At 36.9% G+C, this 17,888-nt stretch carries 17 protein-coding genes; 15 read left to right on the forward strand and 2 right to left on the reverse strand.

Annotated features, from left to right (window positions below; all coding sequences use genetic code 11):
- Position 1 precedes the first annotated feature (1 nt).
- From PH4a_RS04130 to PH4a_RS04180, 11 genes are all read left to right on the forward strand, one after another.
- Entirely contained in the window at positions 2-1,147 is a 1,146-nt protein-coding gene (locus PH4a_RS04130; protein ID WP_129037964.1) for a phosphoribosyltransferase domain-containing protein, read from the forward strand.
- Entirely contained in the window at positions 1,140-1,916 is a 777-nt protein-coding gene (locus PH4a_RS04135; RefSeq protein WP_129037966.1) for an HAD family hydrolase, read from the forward strand. The genes PH4a_RS04130 and PH4a_RS04135 overlap by 8 nt, the downstream gene beginning before the upstream one ends.
- Positions 1,913-2,989 (forward strand): cysteine protease StiP family protein, encoded by a 1,077-nt coding sequence (locus tag PH4a_RS04140; RefSeq protein ID WP_129037968.1) that lies wholly within the window; start codon positions 1,913-1,915, stop codon positions 2,987-2,989. Before PH4a_RS04135 ends, PH4a_RS04140 begins: the two co-directional genes overlap by 4 nt.
- Positions 2,989-3,933: an HpcH/HpaI aldolase/citrate lyase family protein gene (locus tag PH4a_RS04145; protein ID WP_129037970.1), complete on the forward strand. Its 945-nt coding sequence runs from the start codon at positions 2,989-2,991 to the stop codon at positions 3,931-3,933. The genes PH4a_RS04140 and PH4a_RS04145 overlap by 1 nt, the downstream gene beginning before the upstream one ends.
- A 312-nt stretch (positions 3,934-4,245) precedes the next feature.
- Positions 4,246-4,713: a hypothetical protein gene (locus PH4a_RS04150; RefSeq protein ID WP_064721068.1), complete on the forward strand. Its 468-nt coding sequence runs from the start codon at positions 4,246-4,248 to the stop codon at positions 4,711-4,713.
- A gap of 560 nt (positions 4,714-5,273) precedes the next feature.
- Positions 5,274-5,912, forward strand: coding sequence for a vWA domain-containing protein (locus PH4a_RS04155; protein WP_129037972.1), 639 nt, complete (start codon positions 5,274-5,276; stop codon positions 5,910-5,912).
- 12 nt (positions 5,913-5,924) lie between these two features.
- Complete coding sequence (locus PH4a_RS04160) at positions 5,925-6,566, forward strand: TerD family protein (protein ID WP_129037974.1); 642 nt, start codon at positions 5,925-5,927, stop codon at positions 6,564-6,566.
- Complete coding sequence (locus PH4a_RS04165; protein ID WP_129037976.1) at positions 6,567-7,208, forward strand: vWA domain-containing protein; 642 nt, start codon at positions 6,567-6,569, stop codon at positions 7,206-7,208.
- Between the two features lie 139 nt (positions 7,209-7,347).
- Positions 7,348-8,388: a TerY-C metal binding domain-containing protein gene (locus PH4a_RS04170; protein WP_129037978.1), complete on the forward strand. Its 1,041-nt coding sequence runs from the start codon at positions 7,348-7,350 to the stop codon at positions 8,386-8,388.
- Positions 8,388-9,944: a PP2C family serine/threonine-protein phosphatase gene (locus tag PH4a_RS04175; RefSeq protein ID WP_129037980.1), complete on the forward strand. Its 1,557-nt coding sequence runs from the start codon at positions 8,388-8,390 to the stop codon at positions 9,942-9,944. The genes PH4a_RS04170 and PH4a_RS04175 overlap by 1 nt, the downstream gene beginning before the upstream one ends.
- A gap of 29 nt (positions 9,945-9,973) precedes the next feature.
- A complete protein-coding gene (locus PH4a_RS04180; RefSeq protein WP_129037982.1) occupies positions 9,974-11,473 on the forward strand; it encodes a helix-hairpin-helix domain-containing protein in 1,500 nt (499 codons plus the stop codon).
- Between the two features lie 83 nt (positions 11,474-11,556).
- Here the strand turns inward: PH4a_RS04180 and PH4a_RS04185 are convergent, their stop codons facing one another.
- Positions 11,557-11,976, reverse strand: a complete 420-nt coding sequence (locus PH4a_RS04185) for a TonB family protein (protein WP_164971523.1) — start codon at positions 11,974-11,976, stop codon at positions 11,557-11,559.
- A gap of 257 nt (positions 11,977-12,233) precedes the next feature.
- On the opposite strand from PH4a_RS04185, the gene aes reads away from it, so the two are divergent.
- Positions 12,234-13,202, forward strand: coding sequence for an acetyl esterase (gene aes / locus PH4a_RS04190; protein WP_129037986.1), 969 nt, complete (start codon positions 12,234-12,236; stop codon positions 13,200-13,202).
- Here aes and PH4a_RS04195 read toward each other — a convergent pair.
- Positions 13,199-13,912, reverse strand: coding sequence for an NUDIX hydrolase (locus tag PH4a_RS04195; protein ID WP_129041792.1), 714 nt, complete (start codon positions 13,910-13,912; stop codon positions 13,199-13,201). The genes aes and PH4a_RS04195 overlap by 4 nt on opposite strands.
- Positions 13,913-14,065: 153 nt before the next feature.
- Between PH4a_RS04195 and PH4a_RS04200 the strand changes: the two genes are divergently transcribed.
- The 3 genes from PH4a_RS04200 to ecpA all read left to right on the forward strand — a co-directional run bounded on the left by PH4a_RS04200 (position 14,066) and on the right by ecpA (position 17,882).
- Complete coding sequence (locus PH4a_RS04200; RefSeq protein WP_064721077.1) at positions 14,066-15,085, forward strand: SPFH domain-containing protein; 1,020 nt, start codon at positions 14,066-14,068, stop codon at positions 15,083-15,085.
- Complete coding sequence (locus PH4a_RS04205; RefSeq protein ID WP_129037988.1) at positions 15,085-16,014, forward strand: diacylglycerol kinase catalytic domain-containing protein; 930 nt, start codon at positions 15,085-15,087, stop codon at positions 16,012-16,014. The genes PH4a_RS04200 and PH4a_RS04205 overlap by 1 nt, the downstream gene beginning before the upstream one ends.
- Before the next feature lie 1,268 nt (positions 16,015-17,282).
- Positions 17,283-17,882, forward strand: a complete 600-nt coding sequence (ecpA, locus tag PH4a_RS04210) for a common pilus major fimbrillin subunit EcpA (protein ID WP_129037990.1) — start codon at positions 17,283-17,285, stop codon at positions 17,880-17,882.
- The last annotated feature ends 6 nt before the right edge of the window (positions 17,883-17,888 follow it).

Below are 17,888 nucleotides of genomic sequence, written 5' to 3' on the forward strand. Positions count from 1 at the left end.
AATGAATAGCATGACTGACCCTTTAGTTTACCGTCGTCATCTTACCTGTGGCACATTAAGCGTAACGCCAAACTGCCCAATAGAGTTACTTGATGAGTTATTTGATATTGCTGAAAGACGCAATCCTAAACGTGCTTTCCTTTTTGTAAGTAAAGTATTAGGTCGTCATATTCCAGTTTCACCTAACACCATGCGCAGTGTTTACCAAAAAATTGCTAGACAATTTCCTGACACTCTTGAAGGCCCAGTGCTTTTTATTGGTATGGCAGAAACAGCAGTTGGCCTTGGTGCTGGCATTTTTGATGAAGTCAGAAATCGTTATAACAATGCGGTGTACTTAACATCAACTCGTCATCCAATTGATCATGCTGATTTACTGTGTGAGTTTAAAGAAAATCACAGCCATGCCACTGATCACTTGCTCTATTTACCGCAAAATACACAGCAACGTCAATGGGTGCAGCAAGCGCAAACTGTTGTATTAATTGATGATGAAGCGACCACTGGTAATACCTTTATCAATTTGCTTTCTGCACTACGCGAAGATGGCGGCCTATGCCAGATAAAACAGGTTATCACAGTTACACTGACCGATTGGAGTGAAAACGCTATCGCACAGCGTTCACCATTACCCGTAAAAACTATTTCATTAGTACAAGGAAAATGGCTCTGGGAAGCCAACCCTGATGCGCCGTTACCAATAATGCCGAATGTAAATGTGACCGCATCTGGCCATGTCACTATTACTGGAAAACAGAGCTGGGGACGTTTAGGAATGACAACGCCAGCAAATGATTTAGGTACATCTGTTCAAGCATCAGAAGATGAAGAAATTCTTGTTTTGGGATCTGGCGAGTTTGTATGGGAACCATTCTTACTCGCAGAACGTCTTGAAAGACAAGGTGCATCAGTGAAATATAGCTCAACGACACGCTCACCAATTGCAACCAATTTTGCTATTCAGTCAGCAATTACATTTACAGATAACTATGGTTTAGGTATTCCTAATTTTGTGTATAACGTTGCTCACCAGCAATTTGATCGCATAATTCTTTGCTGCGAAACGCCAACAGAGAGCGTAGATCCTCAGCTTATTAATGCACTACAAAAAGTTGCGCCTATTGTCGAGGTGCTAAGTTATGACTAAACCGGTTATTTTTTCTGACTTAGACGACACACTATTTCAAACGCGTCGCAAAATGGTTGATGAACTTAATTTAGAGCCTTATCAAACTGGTGCGCTTGATCGAAGCTTACAACCTCGAAGTTTTATGACTGAAGAACAAGCCATGTTAGTAAATTGGTTACTGGAACACGCTGATTTAATTCCCGTTACCGCACGTGGTACAGAAGAAATCAGCCGTGTTTCTATTCCGTTCCATTCTTGGTCGATAACCACTCATGGAGCCGTCATATTAACCCCTGAAGGTAAAGCAGATAAGCAGTGGCAAGCTATGATTACTCAGCATCTTTCGGCTTATACTCAACGCTTACTTACCTTGCAAAAATTTATTACTGATGTAATGGCAAAACGTCAAATCGATGGTTGGGCACGAATTAACTATGAATATGGTGATTTACCTATTTATTTAGTGATGAAACATAATGACAGCACAAAACTCGATGAATTGAATGCTATAGGTGATGAGTTAGAAGAAACCCTCTCAACCGATGGCTTTTATATTCATCGCAACAGTAACAATATTGCGTGGCTACCTGAACCAATAGAAAAAGGGAAAGCGGTCACTTATTTGCTCAATAAATTAAAAGCTGAGCGAGGTATTTTTCCTGTTATTGGTTTAGGTGATAGCTTAAGTGACCATCGCTTTATGAAATTATGTAGCTGGTTTGGTATGCCGCGTCAAAGTCAGTTTGCGGATGCCATTAATAGCAAAATTTTTGGAGAACAACCATGATGGATCATAAGCCTTTTTCAGGCTCTTATTTATCGGGTGATGTCGATTTTTTACTGCAACCCGTCAATATTGAAATGACCCCTGTTGAAATAAAAGAAGAACTGATTCAATCAGGTAAACTTCACTATTCCGATATGTTAAGTCAAGAGCCAGAGCCGACTCAGTGGCATTTAGATCTGTTTGAAAAAGCACTTGAAACGGGAGCCTCTCGTTTAGCCAATGAAGTGGTTATGTTAGCGAAAGCGTTAATCCAGCGCTTTGGTGATACACCCATTATTTTAACTAGTTTAGTGCGTGCTGGCGTGCCTTTAGGGGTTATGCTGCAACAAACGCTCCGTAAAATGGGCAAAAACTCTTATCACTATGGCATCAGCATCATTAGAGATAGAGGCATTGATACCCAAGCGCTTTCGTGGATAGAAGAACGTCACGGTACGCAAGGTATTGTTTTCGTTGATGGTTGGACGGGAAAAGGTGCAATCACCGGTGAGTTAATTCGTTCACTATCAGGAAGAGAAGGCTACCCAGCTCAACCCCGATTAGTCGTATTAGCTGACCCTTGTGGCTGCGCATGGTTAAGCGCTAGCGATGAAGATTGGCTAATCCCTTTTGGTATTATGGGGGCACCTGTTTCCGGTTTGATTTCACGCTCAATTTGGACTCAACAAGGTTTTCATGGTTTTGTAAACTGCCAACACCTAAAACAATATGAGTGCAGCCGCTATCTAGTCGATACAGTAGCCAAATCTATTGATAAGCTTGATATCCCAAATGTGGATATTGCGACTTTCAAAGAACAACAGTCAGATTTAAAAAAACTTAGCGAAAACGTCGTTAGTTCACTTGCAAAAAAATATGATATTTCAAATATCAATCGTATAAAACCCGGTATTGCTGAAGCCACACGCGCCGTATTACGCCGTGTACCCGATCATGTTTTAGTGAGAAAAATAACAGATCCCGATGTTGCCCTGCTGGTTTATCTCGCTCAGGAAAAAAATATCGCTGTTATCGAAGCTGGAGATGCTATCGGACAATATCGTGCAGTGACTATCATTAAAAAGGTGAAATAATGATTGAACGATTATCCCCTTGGAATTTAGGGGCAACACTCTATATGCCAGCAACTCGTACTGACATTGCACAGACTGTTATTAATCAAAAAATTGCAGGATTACGCTCACTTATCATCTGTTTAGAAGATGCGGTAAGTGAAGCAGATATTCCTGTTGCATTACAGAATTTAAAAACGCTGTTAAACACCTTGGCACAAAACAAGAAAAACAGTGATTGCAGCCATTGGCCACTGCTTTTTATTCGCCCTCGTCATACCGAAATGGGCCAATGGATCACTGATAATTTAGACCTCAGCGCTATTGATGGTTTTGTATTGCCTAAATTTACTCAAGCGTCGCTACCCGTTTGGTGGGACATCATGGAAAACACGCATTTGTGTATGATGCCAACCCTTGAAACTGAAGAAGTATTTGATGTTATTCAAATGACTGAGCTGGCAAATTTGCTACTTACTCATCCTTGTCACAATCGAATTATTGCTTTGCGTATTGGTGGAAATGACTTAATGAATGTGATTTCCCTGAGAAGAAATCGTCATTTAACACTTTACGATGGCCCGATGGGATATGTCATAAAAATGCTAGTGGCTGTATTTGGTGCTCGTCAGTTTGCACTAACAGCACCTGTTTGCGAACATATTGATGATCACCAAATTATGGATAAAGAGCTCGCACTTGATATCGCCAATGGCCTTGTTGGTAAAACGGCAATTCATCCAAAACAGATCCACAAAATTGAGCAAGCATTAATGGTTTCTCAATCGGATCACTCAGATGCATTACGTATATTAAACTCCACACAAGCGGTGTTTAAATCTCAAGGTGCAATGTGCGAACCCGCAACACATCGTCGCTGGGCGCTAAGTGTTTTAACAAGAGCAAAAATTTATGGCATTATGCCTAATCAACAAAATAATGCTCAGCGCTTTAATGTCACGTGATATTAATTTTTATCGCTATTAATATTACGTTTAATATTTAAAATATATTTTGTTGTTGATATTTATTTTGAATATTTTTTACTTACACCGCTATAACTAAAGTTTTATTCTTTAGTTATAGCTCAATAAAAGAGCAATATTCTTTTATGTTGTAATGTTAAAAATAATATATTTTTTCACTTTACTTATTATTTTATACTATATTTAACATATGACTTATTTCAAATTATTCTTAAATAAAGAACATAAGAATATCAGATAATAATGTCTGAATGTTTTAACATACGAATTACAGATAAGTGGTAACTAAGCATGCAACTAAGCACTCGTCAGGTCAGAGTCTTTACACTGGCAACGCTTTTAAGCCCAGGGAAAAAGGTTCCAACAATTAAAATTATTTCAGCTCTTGAATGTTCAGAGCCTACGCTCACTCGTGTATTAAAAGAGATAAGAGACTCCTATGGTGCTGAAATAAAATACAGTAAATCCTCTCGTGCTTATCAAATGACTGAGCGCGGACAGCTTGATAACAAAACATTACGCCGTATGCGAGAAGCACTATCTGCACATGAAGAGCTGCGTCACCATGAAATGGCTAGTCGTGTTTATCTCGATAAAGATAAGAAAAAATCTGTTTCATTATCATTAAAAATGTCAGCATTACGTAAAATAGATAGGCTATCACATTTAAATGACTCAACACGAAGCGAAGCAGTTGAATTATTAGTTGATAACTATATTGAACACTTAATCCTTGCTGCATCACAAAAAGAAAAATAGTTATTCATTATCTGTTCATTTGATAAACTTGATATTTAAACCCCCTCTAAATATCAAGTTATTTTATAATTATTATTAACTAGTCATTGATTATTTTTAAATATCTTATATTAAAACTCAATTAACACCTTATTATAAAAAATAATTAATTAAATATAAATAATGATACTCATCAAATATTAATTATTATAATAGAATGCTATTATTTTAGTTAATCACATACAACATAATGAAAAATAAGAAATTTAGTCTAAAATCTTTATTTTTATTGTTTTGTGTTTTTTTTCTGATTTTTTATATCCTAATTTAGATTAAATTAACAGCTCCCTTTATTAAATACTCAAAAAATGAGTATCAATAAAACAGAAAAAAGCAGATTTTAGTTTAATATTATTTTTATCTTTCTTTTTATAGGATCTTATTTCAGATTAATAATATTGGATAGTCATCACTGCCTTTTTACCTTATTTAAATTAAACTAAGCATAATCTCAATTGAAAGGATACGTGAATCAATTAGTATATTAATGCGTATTCCTATCTAAATAACAGGATAAATGCATGAGAAGATTGCCAGTTTACCTTTTGCTTGATACCTCCGGCTCTATGTATGGCGCTCCCATAGAAGCAGTCAAAAATGGCGTTGAAATGCTCTTATCAACATTGCGCCAAGACCCTTACGCGTTAGAAACAGCTTATGTTTCAATCATTACTTTTAATTCATCTGCGCAACAAGTAGTACCACTTACTGATATCATCAATTTTAAATCACCAGAATTAACTGCAAGTGGCACTACAGCCCTTGGTGAAGCATTAACATTACTAACAAACTGCATTGAGCGTGAAGTACAGAAAACCACAGCTGAAACCAAAGGTGATTGGCGACCTATCGTGTTTATCATGACAGATGGCGCACCCACAGATGAGTGGAAAAAAGGCATAGAAAAATTCAAAACAGCACGAACAGGAGTTGTCATTGCATGTGCTGCTGGGCAAGCTGCTCAAACCGATATTCTTAAAAATATTACCGAAATTGTATTGCAGTTAGATACCGCAGATCCCACAACCATAAAGTCATTCTTTAAGTGGGTTTCTGCCAGTATTTCCGTAGGTAGTCAGAAAGTTGATCTCAGCAAAAAAGATATCAGCAATCTTGATGACTTACCGCCACCGCCTCCAGAGGTTAATGTTGTACTTTAAAAAGGAATGAATATGTCTGTCAGTTTAAAAAAAGGACAAGGTATTAGTTTAAAGAAAAATGAATATGACCTTTCATCTGTCACCATTGGCTTAGGTTGGGATATCAACGAAGAAAAACGTGGGTTTCTTGGCGGGCTTTTTGGTAAGAAAAGTGAAGAGTATGATTTAGACGTTATCGCATTTTTGTGTGGTGCTAATGGCAAAGTTAACGATCTGGGTCAAATTGAAGGTGGCCAACCTTCTCTAGTCAATGGCGATATTATTTTCTTTAATAGCTTAAAACATAAATCAGGACAAATCTGGCTAACGGGTGATAACCGCACCGGTGCGGGTGATGGCGATGATGAACAAATTATTGTTAAGCTCAATACCCTTGATGATAAATTTACCAAAATCGTCTTTATTGTTCAGATTTATAATGGCAAAGAGCTGCAACAACACTTTGGTAAAGTGCAAAATGCTTTTATTCGTGCTGTCGATGCCAAAAATATAGAAATGGCGCGTTTTGATCTATCCGGTGGAGAAGCCTTTAATAATCAACGCTCAATGCTTTTCGCTGAATTAGTCAGAGAAGAGAGCGGTTGGAAACTTAACGCCATTGGTGAACCTTCAAGTTCAGATAGCTTTGTTTCTTACTTAAAGGATTTCACCTAAATGAGAAGATTACCGGTTTATCTTCTTATTGATACATCAGGTTCAATGAGAGGCGAATCTATTCATGCGGTTAACGTAGGCATACAAACTATGCTTAATGCATTAAGGCAAGATCCTTATGCATTAGAGAGCGTACATATCTCAATTATTACTTACGATAATGAAGCTCGTGAATTTATTCCAATGACAGCATTAGAGGATTTTCAATTTTCTGATATCACCGTTCCTAGCTCTGGTGGCACCTTTACAGGGGCGGCACTGGAATGCTTAATCAAATGCGTTGATCGTGACATTAAACGTTCCAACGGTGACCAAAAAGGCGATTGGCGTCCACTGGTTTTCTTAATGACGGATGGCACACCGTCAGACTCTTACGCTTATGGTGAAGCAATCAAAGAAGTTAAAAAACGCTCGTTTGGTTCTATTATTGCTTGTGCTGTAGGCCCAAAAGCAAAGCATGACCATTTAAAAGCATTAACTTCTCAAGTTGTGGCATTAGAAACCTTAGATTCTAATGCATTTTCAGGCTTTTTTAAGTGGGTATCAGCGAGTGTGGCATCAGGAAGTTCAAGTGCAGGTGTAAATACAGATAACAAAGACACCCTACCGCCGCCGCCACCTGAAATTCAATTGGTATTGTAATCAAACAAAGCAAAGCGTCTTTACTGCGCTTTGCTTTATTTTTATGTGCTCGTTTTGTTAAGTTTCATATTTTCTTGCGCATAAAAGCAATACTTTAATAACGATAAAACGCTCTGATAAAAGAACATAAGGTATAACGATGAGAAGGCTACCGATTTTTTTTGTACTTGATTGCTCAGAATCGATGATAGGCGAAAATCTAAAAAAGATGAATGATGGTCTAACAACGATTATTAGTGATCTCAGAAAAGATCCTCATGCACTAGAAACTGCTTGGGTATCTGTTATTGCCTTTGCTGGAATGGCTAAAACTATTGTGCCACTGACAGAAGTTGTCTCTTTTTATCCACCACAATTACCTCTTGGGGGTGGAACTTCTTTAGGTAGCGCATTAAGAGAATTATCACACCAAATTGAAACTCAAGTTAAAAAAACTACAACAGAGCAAAAAGGTGATTGGAAACCCGTTGTTTATCTTCTTACTGATGGTCGTCCTACTGATGATTACGCACAAGAAATCACACGTTGGAAAGAAAAGTACGCCAACAGAGTTAATCTTATTGCTATTGGATTAGGATCCAGCGCCGACCTACATGTGCTATCGCAATTAACAGAAAACGTATTGTTATTTACTGAAGCACAAGAAGGTGATTTTACTCGTTTTATTAAGTGGATAACCATGTCCGTGGTTTCTCATAGCCGTAGTGTTGGCGAAGAAGCGCCACCACTTTTAAGTAAAACAGAACATATTGTTCGTTTAGCCAAAGATGATATTGCTCGCGCTTATGATGAATCCTGTGTCACTTTTGTTGGTCGCTGTAATCAAACCCGCTCAGCTTATTTAATGAAATATGAACGCCCACCAATGGCTTCTTCAGGTCTCGATTTTAAACTTAATTTAAATGGTTTTAACTTAACGGGTTGCTATCCACTTAATGAAGATTATTTTACTTGGAGTGATCACAGCGCAACTACATACCAAGTAAATACCAGTGAATTACACGGTACGCCGAGCTGTCCTTATTGCGGTAATGCAACGGCATTTGCAGTCTGTCAATGTGGAAAACTACTTTGTGTTAATGGGCCAGAAACCGTTATTTGCCCTTGGTGCGATAATACAATTACCTTTAATGACAACAGCAACCAATCTGATTTTGATGTAACACGAGGTAAAGGCTAATGGATAAAACAGCCACACTAACCAAACTGCTTATTGATAGCGTTATTACACAATATCGTCTGCCATTATCAGAAGAGATGCTTATTGCACTGTATGAAGATATTGAATTAGCTCAGGCTATCAATGCTATTGCTATGCAAATCAAAATAAAAGCAGAAGACTCACAAGAAAAAAATAATACACAAAAAAATGAAGATCCTCTGTTACTTCTGCTTTTACCACCAGCACAAGAAACTATGCCCAAAATAGAAACAGAAGTTATAGCTAACATTGAAGCAGTTGAAATAAATAAAATAACAACGGAAGAAACGACCACATTAAAACCTGGTCAAATTCCACAAAACGCCTCGTCTTTGCTAACTAAAAAACCTTTGGTTCGCAAACCAATTGCACAAATTACGATTTCAAATGCCAAAGTCGGCACTGAATTTAATTCTACTGTTGGAATAACGCTAGATACCCATAAAAACGCAGAAATAGGATCTATTTTAATCCCTGATGATCTCGGTATTCACTTTGATCCTAAAACCCAATCGTTAACGGGAATGCCGACTAAAAGCGGTAATTTTACACTAACTGTAAATTGGATTTCTGAACAAGAGCACTACAGTAACGAGATCTTACTCATTATTAATCCTGATCCTCGTAGTTTATGGAAAATTAACGAACCACCAGCCGATAGCCCGTATCCTAAAAAACATATTGATAGCAAAGTTATTATTGAAGATGGCATAAGTATTGCCGCAGCCAGCCGTCGTGGACGCTCTCACGAACATGCAGGAACATTTCGCGATGATGACTTTTATATTCACCACGACAAGCAAAGTAAATGGAATATTTTAATTGTCGCTGATGGTGCAGGTAGTGCGCGCTATTCTCGAGAAGGCTCACGTATTGTCACCAATATTGTGAGTGAATATCTACAAGAACAGCTCAAGGTTGATAAAAACCCAGCGTTAGCGCCTTATCTTAAAATTATTCATCAATGGGATAATAAAGATGAGAAAAAACAAGTTGGAAACTTTTTTTCTCGTCTTTTTCACAATGCTTCACAGCTCGCCGTTAATCACTTAAAAAACGAAGCTATCCGCGTTAATGAACCAGTAAAATCTTTTTCTACCACGTTATTAGCGACTGTTTCTTTACAGATTGATGATGCTATTTTTGCTGCTTCATTCTGGATGGGTGATGGCGCTATTGCTGCATTTAGTCCTACTGGTAATGTGCGCTTATTAGGCGTGCCTGACAGTGGTGAATATGCTGGACAAACTCGTTTTCTAGATGATAGCGCAATTAATGATAATGCCTTTAATCTGCGCATTATGATTGGTAAATGGACTGATGTTTCTCATCTTATTTTAATGACAGACGGTGTTTCAGATCCCTATTTTGAAACCGACAACGGTTTAAAAAACACGGATAAATGGACAGCATTAGTTAATGAAATATCACCTTGTTTAGCGATACCTGAAAATGCAGATAAAGCGCTTGTAGAGTGGTTAAATTTCTTTTCCGCAGGTAATCACGATGACCGCACCATTATTGTGGCTTGGTGATCATTTAAACAAGAGAATTGGTGATTTTTATGGCAGATATCATTACCTGTACAACGCAAAGTGGAAAAACAATCCAGTATGTAAATGAAATCATTGGCTCTGGATCAATGAAAGATGTCTATTTTTCCCCTGATAAAACCTATGTTGTCGCCTTTTATAAAACACAACAAAATGCGCAGGCAAAAGATCGTATCGATATGATAACCAGTTCATATCGTCATAATATATTCGAACAAAGCGGGGGCGATTATTGGAAAAATCTCTTTTGCTGGCCTACCGATGTAGTAGAGCATCAAGGTAAAATTGGTATTGTTGTCCCAACTTATCAATCGCATTTCTTCTTTAAATATGGCTCTAAAAATAACGACTTTCTGGCGATAAAAGGCCGAGAAAAAGAAGGCAAATGGTTTGCGAGTGCCAATAACCAGAATAAATTTCTCGATCCTCGTGAACGCGGCAATATGTTGAATTACCTTAAAGTCTGTTTATTACTTGCTCGTGCTGTACGCCGAATGCACGCTGCGGGCTTATGTCACAGTGATCTTAGCTATAAAAATGTGCTTATCGATCCTGAGCAGGGTCATGCGTGTGTTATCGATATTGATGGATTGGTCGTTCCCGGAAAATACCCACCAGATGTAGTAGGAACGCCTGATTTTATTGCACCAGAAGTAGTGGAAACCAGCCATTTACCAAAAGAAGATCCTAACCGCATATTGCCCAGTATCTCAACAGACAGACATGCGCTTGCTGTATTGATTTATATGTATCTATTTTATCGCCACCCATTACGTGGTGGTAAAATTCACGATCTTGACGATGAAATGCGAGATGAAACCCTTTCTATGGGGGAAAAAGCGCTTTTTATTGAACACCCTACAGATAAAAGTAACGCAGTAAAATTAAATCAAGTGAGACCTTCTTCTCTGCCTTGGGCTGATCCACAAAAAATCCCTTACACCATTATGGGTCCTTATTTAACGCCGCTGTTTGAAAGAGCCTTTATCACGGGATTACACGACCCAACCCAACGCCCAACAGCAGATGAATGGGAAACCGCACTGGTAAAAACGGTAGATTTAGTTCAGCCCTGTCAAAATAACGATTGCGAACAGCAATGGTATGTTTTCTCTGGAAAAACACATCCCGTTTGCCCTTATTGCCACACACCTTATAAAGGCCAATTACCGATTTTAAATCTCTACTCCTCACGTAAAGCCGGTAGTTTTAGACCTGACGACCACCGCTTAATGGTATGGAGCAATCAGTCTCTCTTTCCGTGGCACGTTAATCGCCTTATCGCCCCCAATGAGCGCACTACAGATGAACAAAAAAAACGCGTGGGTTACTTTGTTTATCACAACTCAACCTGGTGGCTAGTTAACGAACGTATTGATGGATTAATGGTATTACCAGAGAAAAAGCCAATCCCAGTAGGGGATAAAATTGCTCTAACTGATGGGCTGCAATTTGTTTTATCTGCCGAGGAAGGTGGAAGGCTTGTTGTGGTACAGTTAGTGTCAAATTAACGATAATTAGAGAATAATCCTATTATTAATAAAGGGTTATTCTCTTTTTATTCATGTGATTTCACACTGCTTTTGTTAAGAAATTAGTTTCTATTCGATAATTTGAACTCTATTATCATTTTTAAATCACTAATAGGTTTTCCGGTTTCATAACGCCAGTGTTCCATAGCATGAATAAGCGACAAACCAAAAACATTCACTAAAGGGGTATCTAACATTCGAATATTTTGTACTTGCCCATTCTCATCAACATCAAACTTAATCTCTAGGCTACCTTCAATTTTTGCTTCTTTAGCTCGCGCGGGATAATAAGGAAGTTGCTGTGATAAAGCTTGCGGTTTTTCCTCGCTCAGTTTATCAAATTCCTTTTGTATCGGTTTTTGCGTATCAGATTGCGCTTTTAGTCGTGTCTCAAGTGCATTAGCTTGAGCGGTTTGAATGGTGTAATCAGCAAATAAAAAAATGCTACTGACTAAGCTAAAAATGATAAATTTAGTTTTCATTCTTCTTCTTTTAAAATCAGATATAAGATTTATATACATTAACACTTCTAATAATTATTTTTATTTTCAATTGATTATTTAGTTAAGAAAAATTATCTAATCTGTCATATTTTAGCTATTTTCTTAAATAAAAGATAAATCACATTTTCTACTCATCCATGCTCAGTTATGGGCAAATATTCAATATTGGCTACCAAGATCCCAGTTTATTAAGCTCCATTATTTACAATACCGCACAGTGATAATTGGAGGCATTAATGAAAACTAAAAATAAAATCAATGTGCTAGAACTTATTTCGCCAGAAATGCAGCAAGTCATGCAATTTTATGCAGATAATCCGCAGCCAGCGCCTGAAAGTAACGATTACCCCGCTATGCGTCTTGCTTATAACCAAGATAGACGTTATTGGAATGCCGATGCACCTGAAATGTTTAGCATAAACGATATTTCAGTTAGCACATCTTATGGACAAGTGTTAACTCGTATTTATAAACCTGTAGAAAAAACACCAGCAACACTATTTTATCTTCACGGTGGGGGCTTTATTTTAGGTAACTTAGATACTCATGATCGGATTATGCGTTTACTCGCACGTTATAGCGGATGTACGGTTATTGGTATCGATTATTCATTATCACCAGAAGCATATTATCCACAAGCAATTGAAGAATCAGCGCAAATTTGTCAGTTTTACCATCAAGAGGCACAAAAGTATGACATAAACATGTCAAATATTGGTTTTGCGGGCGATTCGGCGGGCGCCATGTTATCTCTTGCTGTTGTACTCTGGTTACGAGATAACAACATTCACTGTGGCAATATTTGTGCAGCTTTGCTGTGGTATGGCTTATATGGATTACGCGATTCCACCAGCCGCCGACTTTATGGTGGTGAATGGGATGGCTTACGCCAACAAGATTTAGAAGAGTACGACAACGCCTATTTAACTGCATTGGGCAATAGAAATTCCCCTTATTACTGTTTATTTAACAATGACTTAACTTACGATATTCCTCCTTGTTTTATTGCTGGGGCACAATATGATCCGTTAATTGATGACAGCATTACACTATTTAAAACTCTAGAAGCCCACCATTTACCTTGTGAATATAAAATGTATTCCGGCACATTACATGCCTTTTTACATTACTCTCGTATGATGAAAATCGCTGATGACGCCATACGCGATGGCGCCAACTATTTTGTAAAACAACTTACTGATTAAAACTCAAGATTACGAATAAAACGATAATCTGCTGACGCCTCTTTTAGTCGATAAAGACTTGCGGGGCGTCCTCTTTCAGCACGTTTTTCACCGGTATCAATCAATAAATCTGCTTGTTCAATACGCCTACGGAATGATTTTTTCTGGATAGCTTTACCAATTAAAATCTCATGTACATGCTGTAATTCGGGCAAGGTAAACACTTCAGGTAATGCAAAACCAGGTACTATCGAATAGAGTGATTTCTGTTTCAAGCGCTCTCTTGCTTGATCAACTAATTCATTATGATCAAACGCTAATGTTTTTTGAGCAACGTCATCTATAGGTAGCCACATAACGCTATCTACCGATTCAATATGAGTTTCACATGCTTGATGCGCAATTAACGCGGTATAACACACGGTCACCGACCACCCTCTTGCATCACGCTGACTATTACCGACAGCACAGAGTTGTTCAATATAAGGGGGCGTAACACCCGTTTTCTCTTTTAACTTACGCAATACTGTATCTTCTAAACAACTATCTTGAGCTTCATCGACAAACCCACCAGGTAATCCCCATTTCCCTTTTTCAGGGTGATCACCTCTTTTAACCACCAGCACCTTTAACATCTCTTCATGATAAGTAAATAACACCGCATCAACGGTGATAAGCGGAGATAAAAAATCACGACGGTTATAACTGGCTAAAAAATGTTGCTCATTCATGGTGTCAGCTTTATTAAAAAAAGATGCCTCTATTTTAGAGCGAAATGTTGGAAAATCAAATTTTGTCATAAAGACACTAAATCTGTTGACAATGATAGTGTCTATAAGACACAATGCAGTTATTGTCATAAGGACACTAATTGGAGACGTACTATGTTTAACTTAAATTATTTCAAAGCAGATTCATCAACCTTTATTATCAAATCAGTTAACGGCAAAATTCGCCAGCAAGGTAAAGGACTGAGTTTTTGGTATAACGCCGCGACTACCTCAATTGCAGCATTACCTTTAAACGCACAAGAAGCCCCTTTTATCTTTAATTTTCAAACTGCGGACTACCAAGGTTTACGCATTCAAGGACAGATCTCTTTTCAAGTGAAAGAACCTGAAAAAGCGGCTGAAGTACTCAATTTTAACTTAAGTAAAAATGGCAAATCGTATGCCTCTGAAGATCCACTAAAGCTCAGTGATCGTGTGGTACGTATCGCTCAAACTTTAATTCAAGCAAAAATTCAAAGTACTCCACTACGAGAAGCCTTGTTGTTGAGTCAATCTTTAGTCTCTTTTGTGATGTCACAACTTGTACAGCATCCGTCATTAGATGCATTAGGAATAGCTATTCTTGATGTCTCTATTGCGGCAATTACACCTTCACCAGAAACCTTAAAAGCATTAGAAGCCCAAGCAAGAGAATCGCTACTTAAAGAAGCGGATGACGCTATTTATGCACGCCGTAAATTTTCAGTAGAACAAGAACGCACCATTAAAGAAGCTGAGCTAGAAACCGACTTATCGGTACAACGTAAAAGACAAGAAATCGAAGAAGCACGATTAGAAAACGAGCGTGCGCTATTACGTGAACAAGCTGAAATTGAAAAAGAGCGATTAGAAGCCAAAGTCAATGCAGAAGCCAAGCGTAAAGAATTAGTCGCTTTAAGTGCTGAAAACCAACGCACACAATCACAAGCCGATGCCTATGCCATTGAGGCAACAATGCGTGCTTATCGTGAATTACCCGTTGAAAATCTAAAAGCCATGGCATTAGCCAAAATGGATTCTCAGCAATTAATGGCAATGGCATTTGAAACCTTAGCGCTTAATTCAGGAAAAATTGGTGAATTAAATATTACCCCTGACCTCTTCAGCCAATTTATGAAAAAAGGAAACAAATAATGGAAAACAATAAAGAAGTTAGATTTGTGCTGGTGATGCGCAAAAGCCGTCTACAGGAATTAATTGAACGCTTTAACACTTGGTCACAAGCCAAGTTTTATTTAGAACATAACAATGTTGAGGTAAAGGATTACCTCAACGAACATAATTTGTATCAAAAGCAATTAACTGAAGCGGAATTAATTCTCAAATCATTTGGTCGCTTTCAATTATTGGAAAGAACGTTATTACCTAGCTATCAATTCGCTGCTCACGATATTGTGGTCGTCATTGGTCAAGATGGGCTTGTGGCTAACACACTAAAATATCTTACAGGACAGCCAGTTATTGCCATAAATCCAGACCCATCACGTTGGGATGGCAAACTCTTACCATTTGAAATTGGACAACTAAAACAAACTGTTATTAATACGCTAAATGAGAAAATGCCTTTTAAAGCCGTCACTTTTGCCCAAGCAACAACTAACGATGGCCAATCATTATTAGCAGTAAATGACCTCTTTATTGGTCCTAAAAGCCACACTTCAGCGCGTTATATTTTGCAATGGGAAGGTGCGAAAGAAGCACAGTCATCTTCAGGGATTATTGTTTCAACTGGATTAGGCTCAACAGGCTGGTTTCAGTCTATTTTAGCGGGCGCGATGGCGATTACAGGCAGCACCTCCCATCCTTTTTTACAAGGATTTAGTTGGGGAGATAAAAAACTACAATTTAGTGTCAGAGAGCCCTTTCCAAGTAAAACAACTGGCATCGCCCTTACTTTTGGCACTATTGATGCAAATTCGCCTTTAGAATTGGAATCGCTAATGCCAGAAAATGGCATTATTTTCTCTGATGGTATTGAAGACGACTATTTACAATTTAATGCAGGTTGTATCGCAAGTATCGGTATTGCTGATATACAAGGGCAACTGATTAGCCCTAAATAGTATCAAAGCTTGCATTATTGCTAATTAAACACGCTAATTGCAAATACTAATATCAGTGCAATGACAACGATATCACTTTGAAGCAAAGATAAACTTTTTAGCCAAACGCTATCTCAATCAAGCAAAGTTAACACAAGTTAAGTATTGAAATTATTCAAATAGAAAGTTTAACAGCAAAATATTTAAGTTTATTTAGTAACGTATTAGACAGTCATAACAGAAAAATAATTATACAAATCAATATTTAATTAAAGGATTTTTATAATAAATGTTTTTTTGATAAAAAATAATGAAAAAATGAAACAACGGTTATTAAATTATATAAAAAAACAAAAATACATTAAAAATAAAAACTAATAACGTATAACAACAATAACTATATTAAATTTAATTTAGACTCACCAAGAAAATAAATATATAACAAGCAACCTTTTATTTACATTTATTTAACATGATTGTTCTGGATCATAAAATAAATAAGATCTTATTTTTACCTTTCTAAAATATATTTAAACACATAACAATCTCACTTGAGTTAATAATAACTACTGTTTCAATCACTAATATATAAACACCAATAAGAATAAATACGTAATTAAGGTCTTATTAAGATTATCTTTATAGGAATTAATATATCTAATGATAGAAAACCTATTTAATCATTTGTAATTGGTTCATTAAAAGTCAAAAATCAGTATTTAATATAAAAAAATAGAAGATAATAGAAATATAAATCCAAACAAACACAAATTTAAGTTTACTTACACCAGTACACACGCAGAAAGACATAATAAAAACTAAACAAAACCAATCAAAAAACCCTTAATTTAATAAAAAAACACAATAAAACATAAATATTTCTTATGTTTCATTTTGTGAGCATAAAAACCTATGAGAATATTCTTATGCAAAATCTTATATTTATTCGTTAAATTAGCCTCCGTACTCTCATTAAGAGTAAAAAATAAGTATTTTAATTAGTAATAAAAACCCAGTCTTAATTTTTAATTTCAAAGTAATGGATGTATTAACTCCACTTACTTTCTTATAAAGAATATCGAGAAAATATAAATTAATAAATTTTACGTCATAACTGGAATATAAAATCTAATTTATTAGACACTTAATCTTTAAGCTGAATCATTTGCTATTAATTCATTTTAAAGATGTGTTTTTCATTATTAATTAAACATAAATAAAAATTTCTTTCTGCTTTAATTGCTTGAAAGATACCCGCTCTATTATAGATAATCATTAAAGGATACTGTATGAAAAAGCTGACATTAGCCGTTCTTGCTGTTGCTATTATGGGTGCGACTACCCTTGCTCAAGCAGACACTCGTAAAGCCCAAGCTGTTGCTTCATGGGATGCAAAAGCAATTAAAGATACTCAAAGTATGTTAGTTGTAACACCATTAAAATCATTAACTTTTAATTACGCTGAAGGTATTAAAAGCTTTAACACTCAAGATGGTGCTTTCGATATCACAATCCAAGGTCAAGAAAAAGCAACTGATTTTAAATTAACTTCAAAAATCATCAGCGACACTTTAACTCGTGCTGCAGATGACAGCGAATTAACAGTTGGCGTTAAATGGAATGGTGCTGAATTAAGCAAAACAACAGATACCACTATGGTTGACGTTGCTGCTGGTACCACAGCAGGTCTGGACTTCTTAGCACAAGACGGTGCTTACAACGGTAAAGACCGTGTTAGTGGTCAAGGCCAATTTGCTTTCAATATCGCTTCGGCAAAAGTCGCCGGTGCTGACGCTAAATTTGCTGATTTAGCTGATGGTTACTGGGATGGCGATGTAAAAGTGCAATTCACTGCAACTTGGGAAGGTGACTTCACTAAAGCTCCATAAGTTATA

The sequence above is a fragment of the Proteus hauseri genome (genome assembly GCF_004116975.1).
In the GTDB taxonomy this organism is placed as follows: domain Bacteria; phylum Pseudomonadota; class Gammaproteobacteria; order Enterobacterales; family Enterobacteriaceae; genus Proteus; species Proteus hauseri.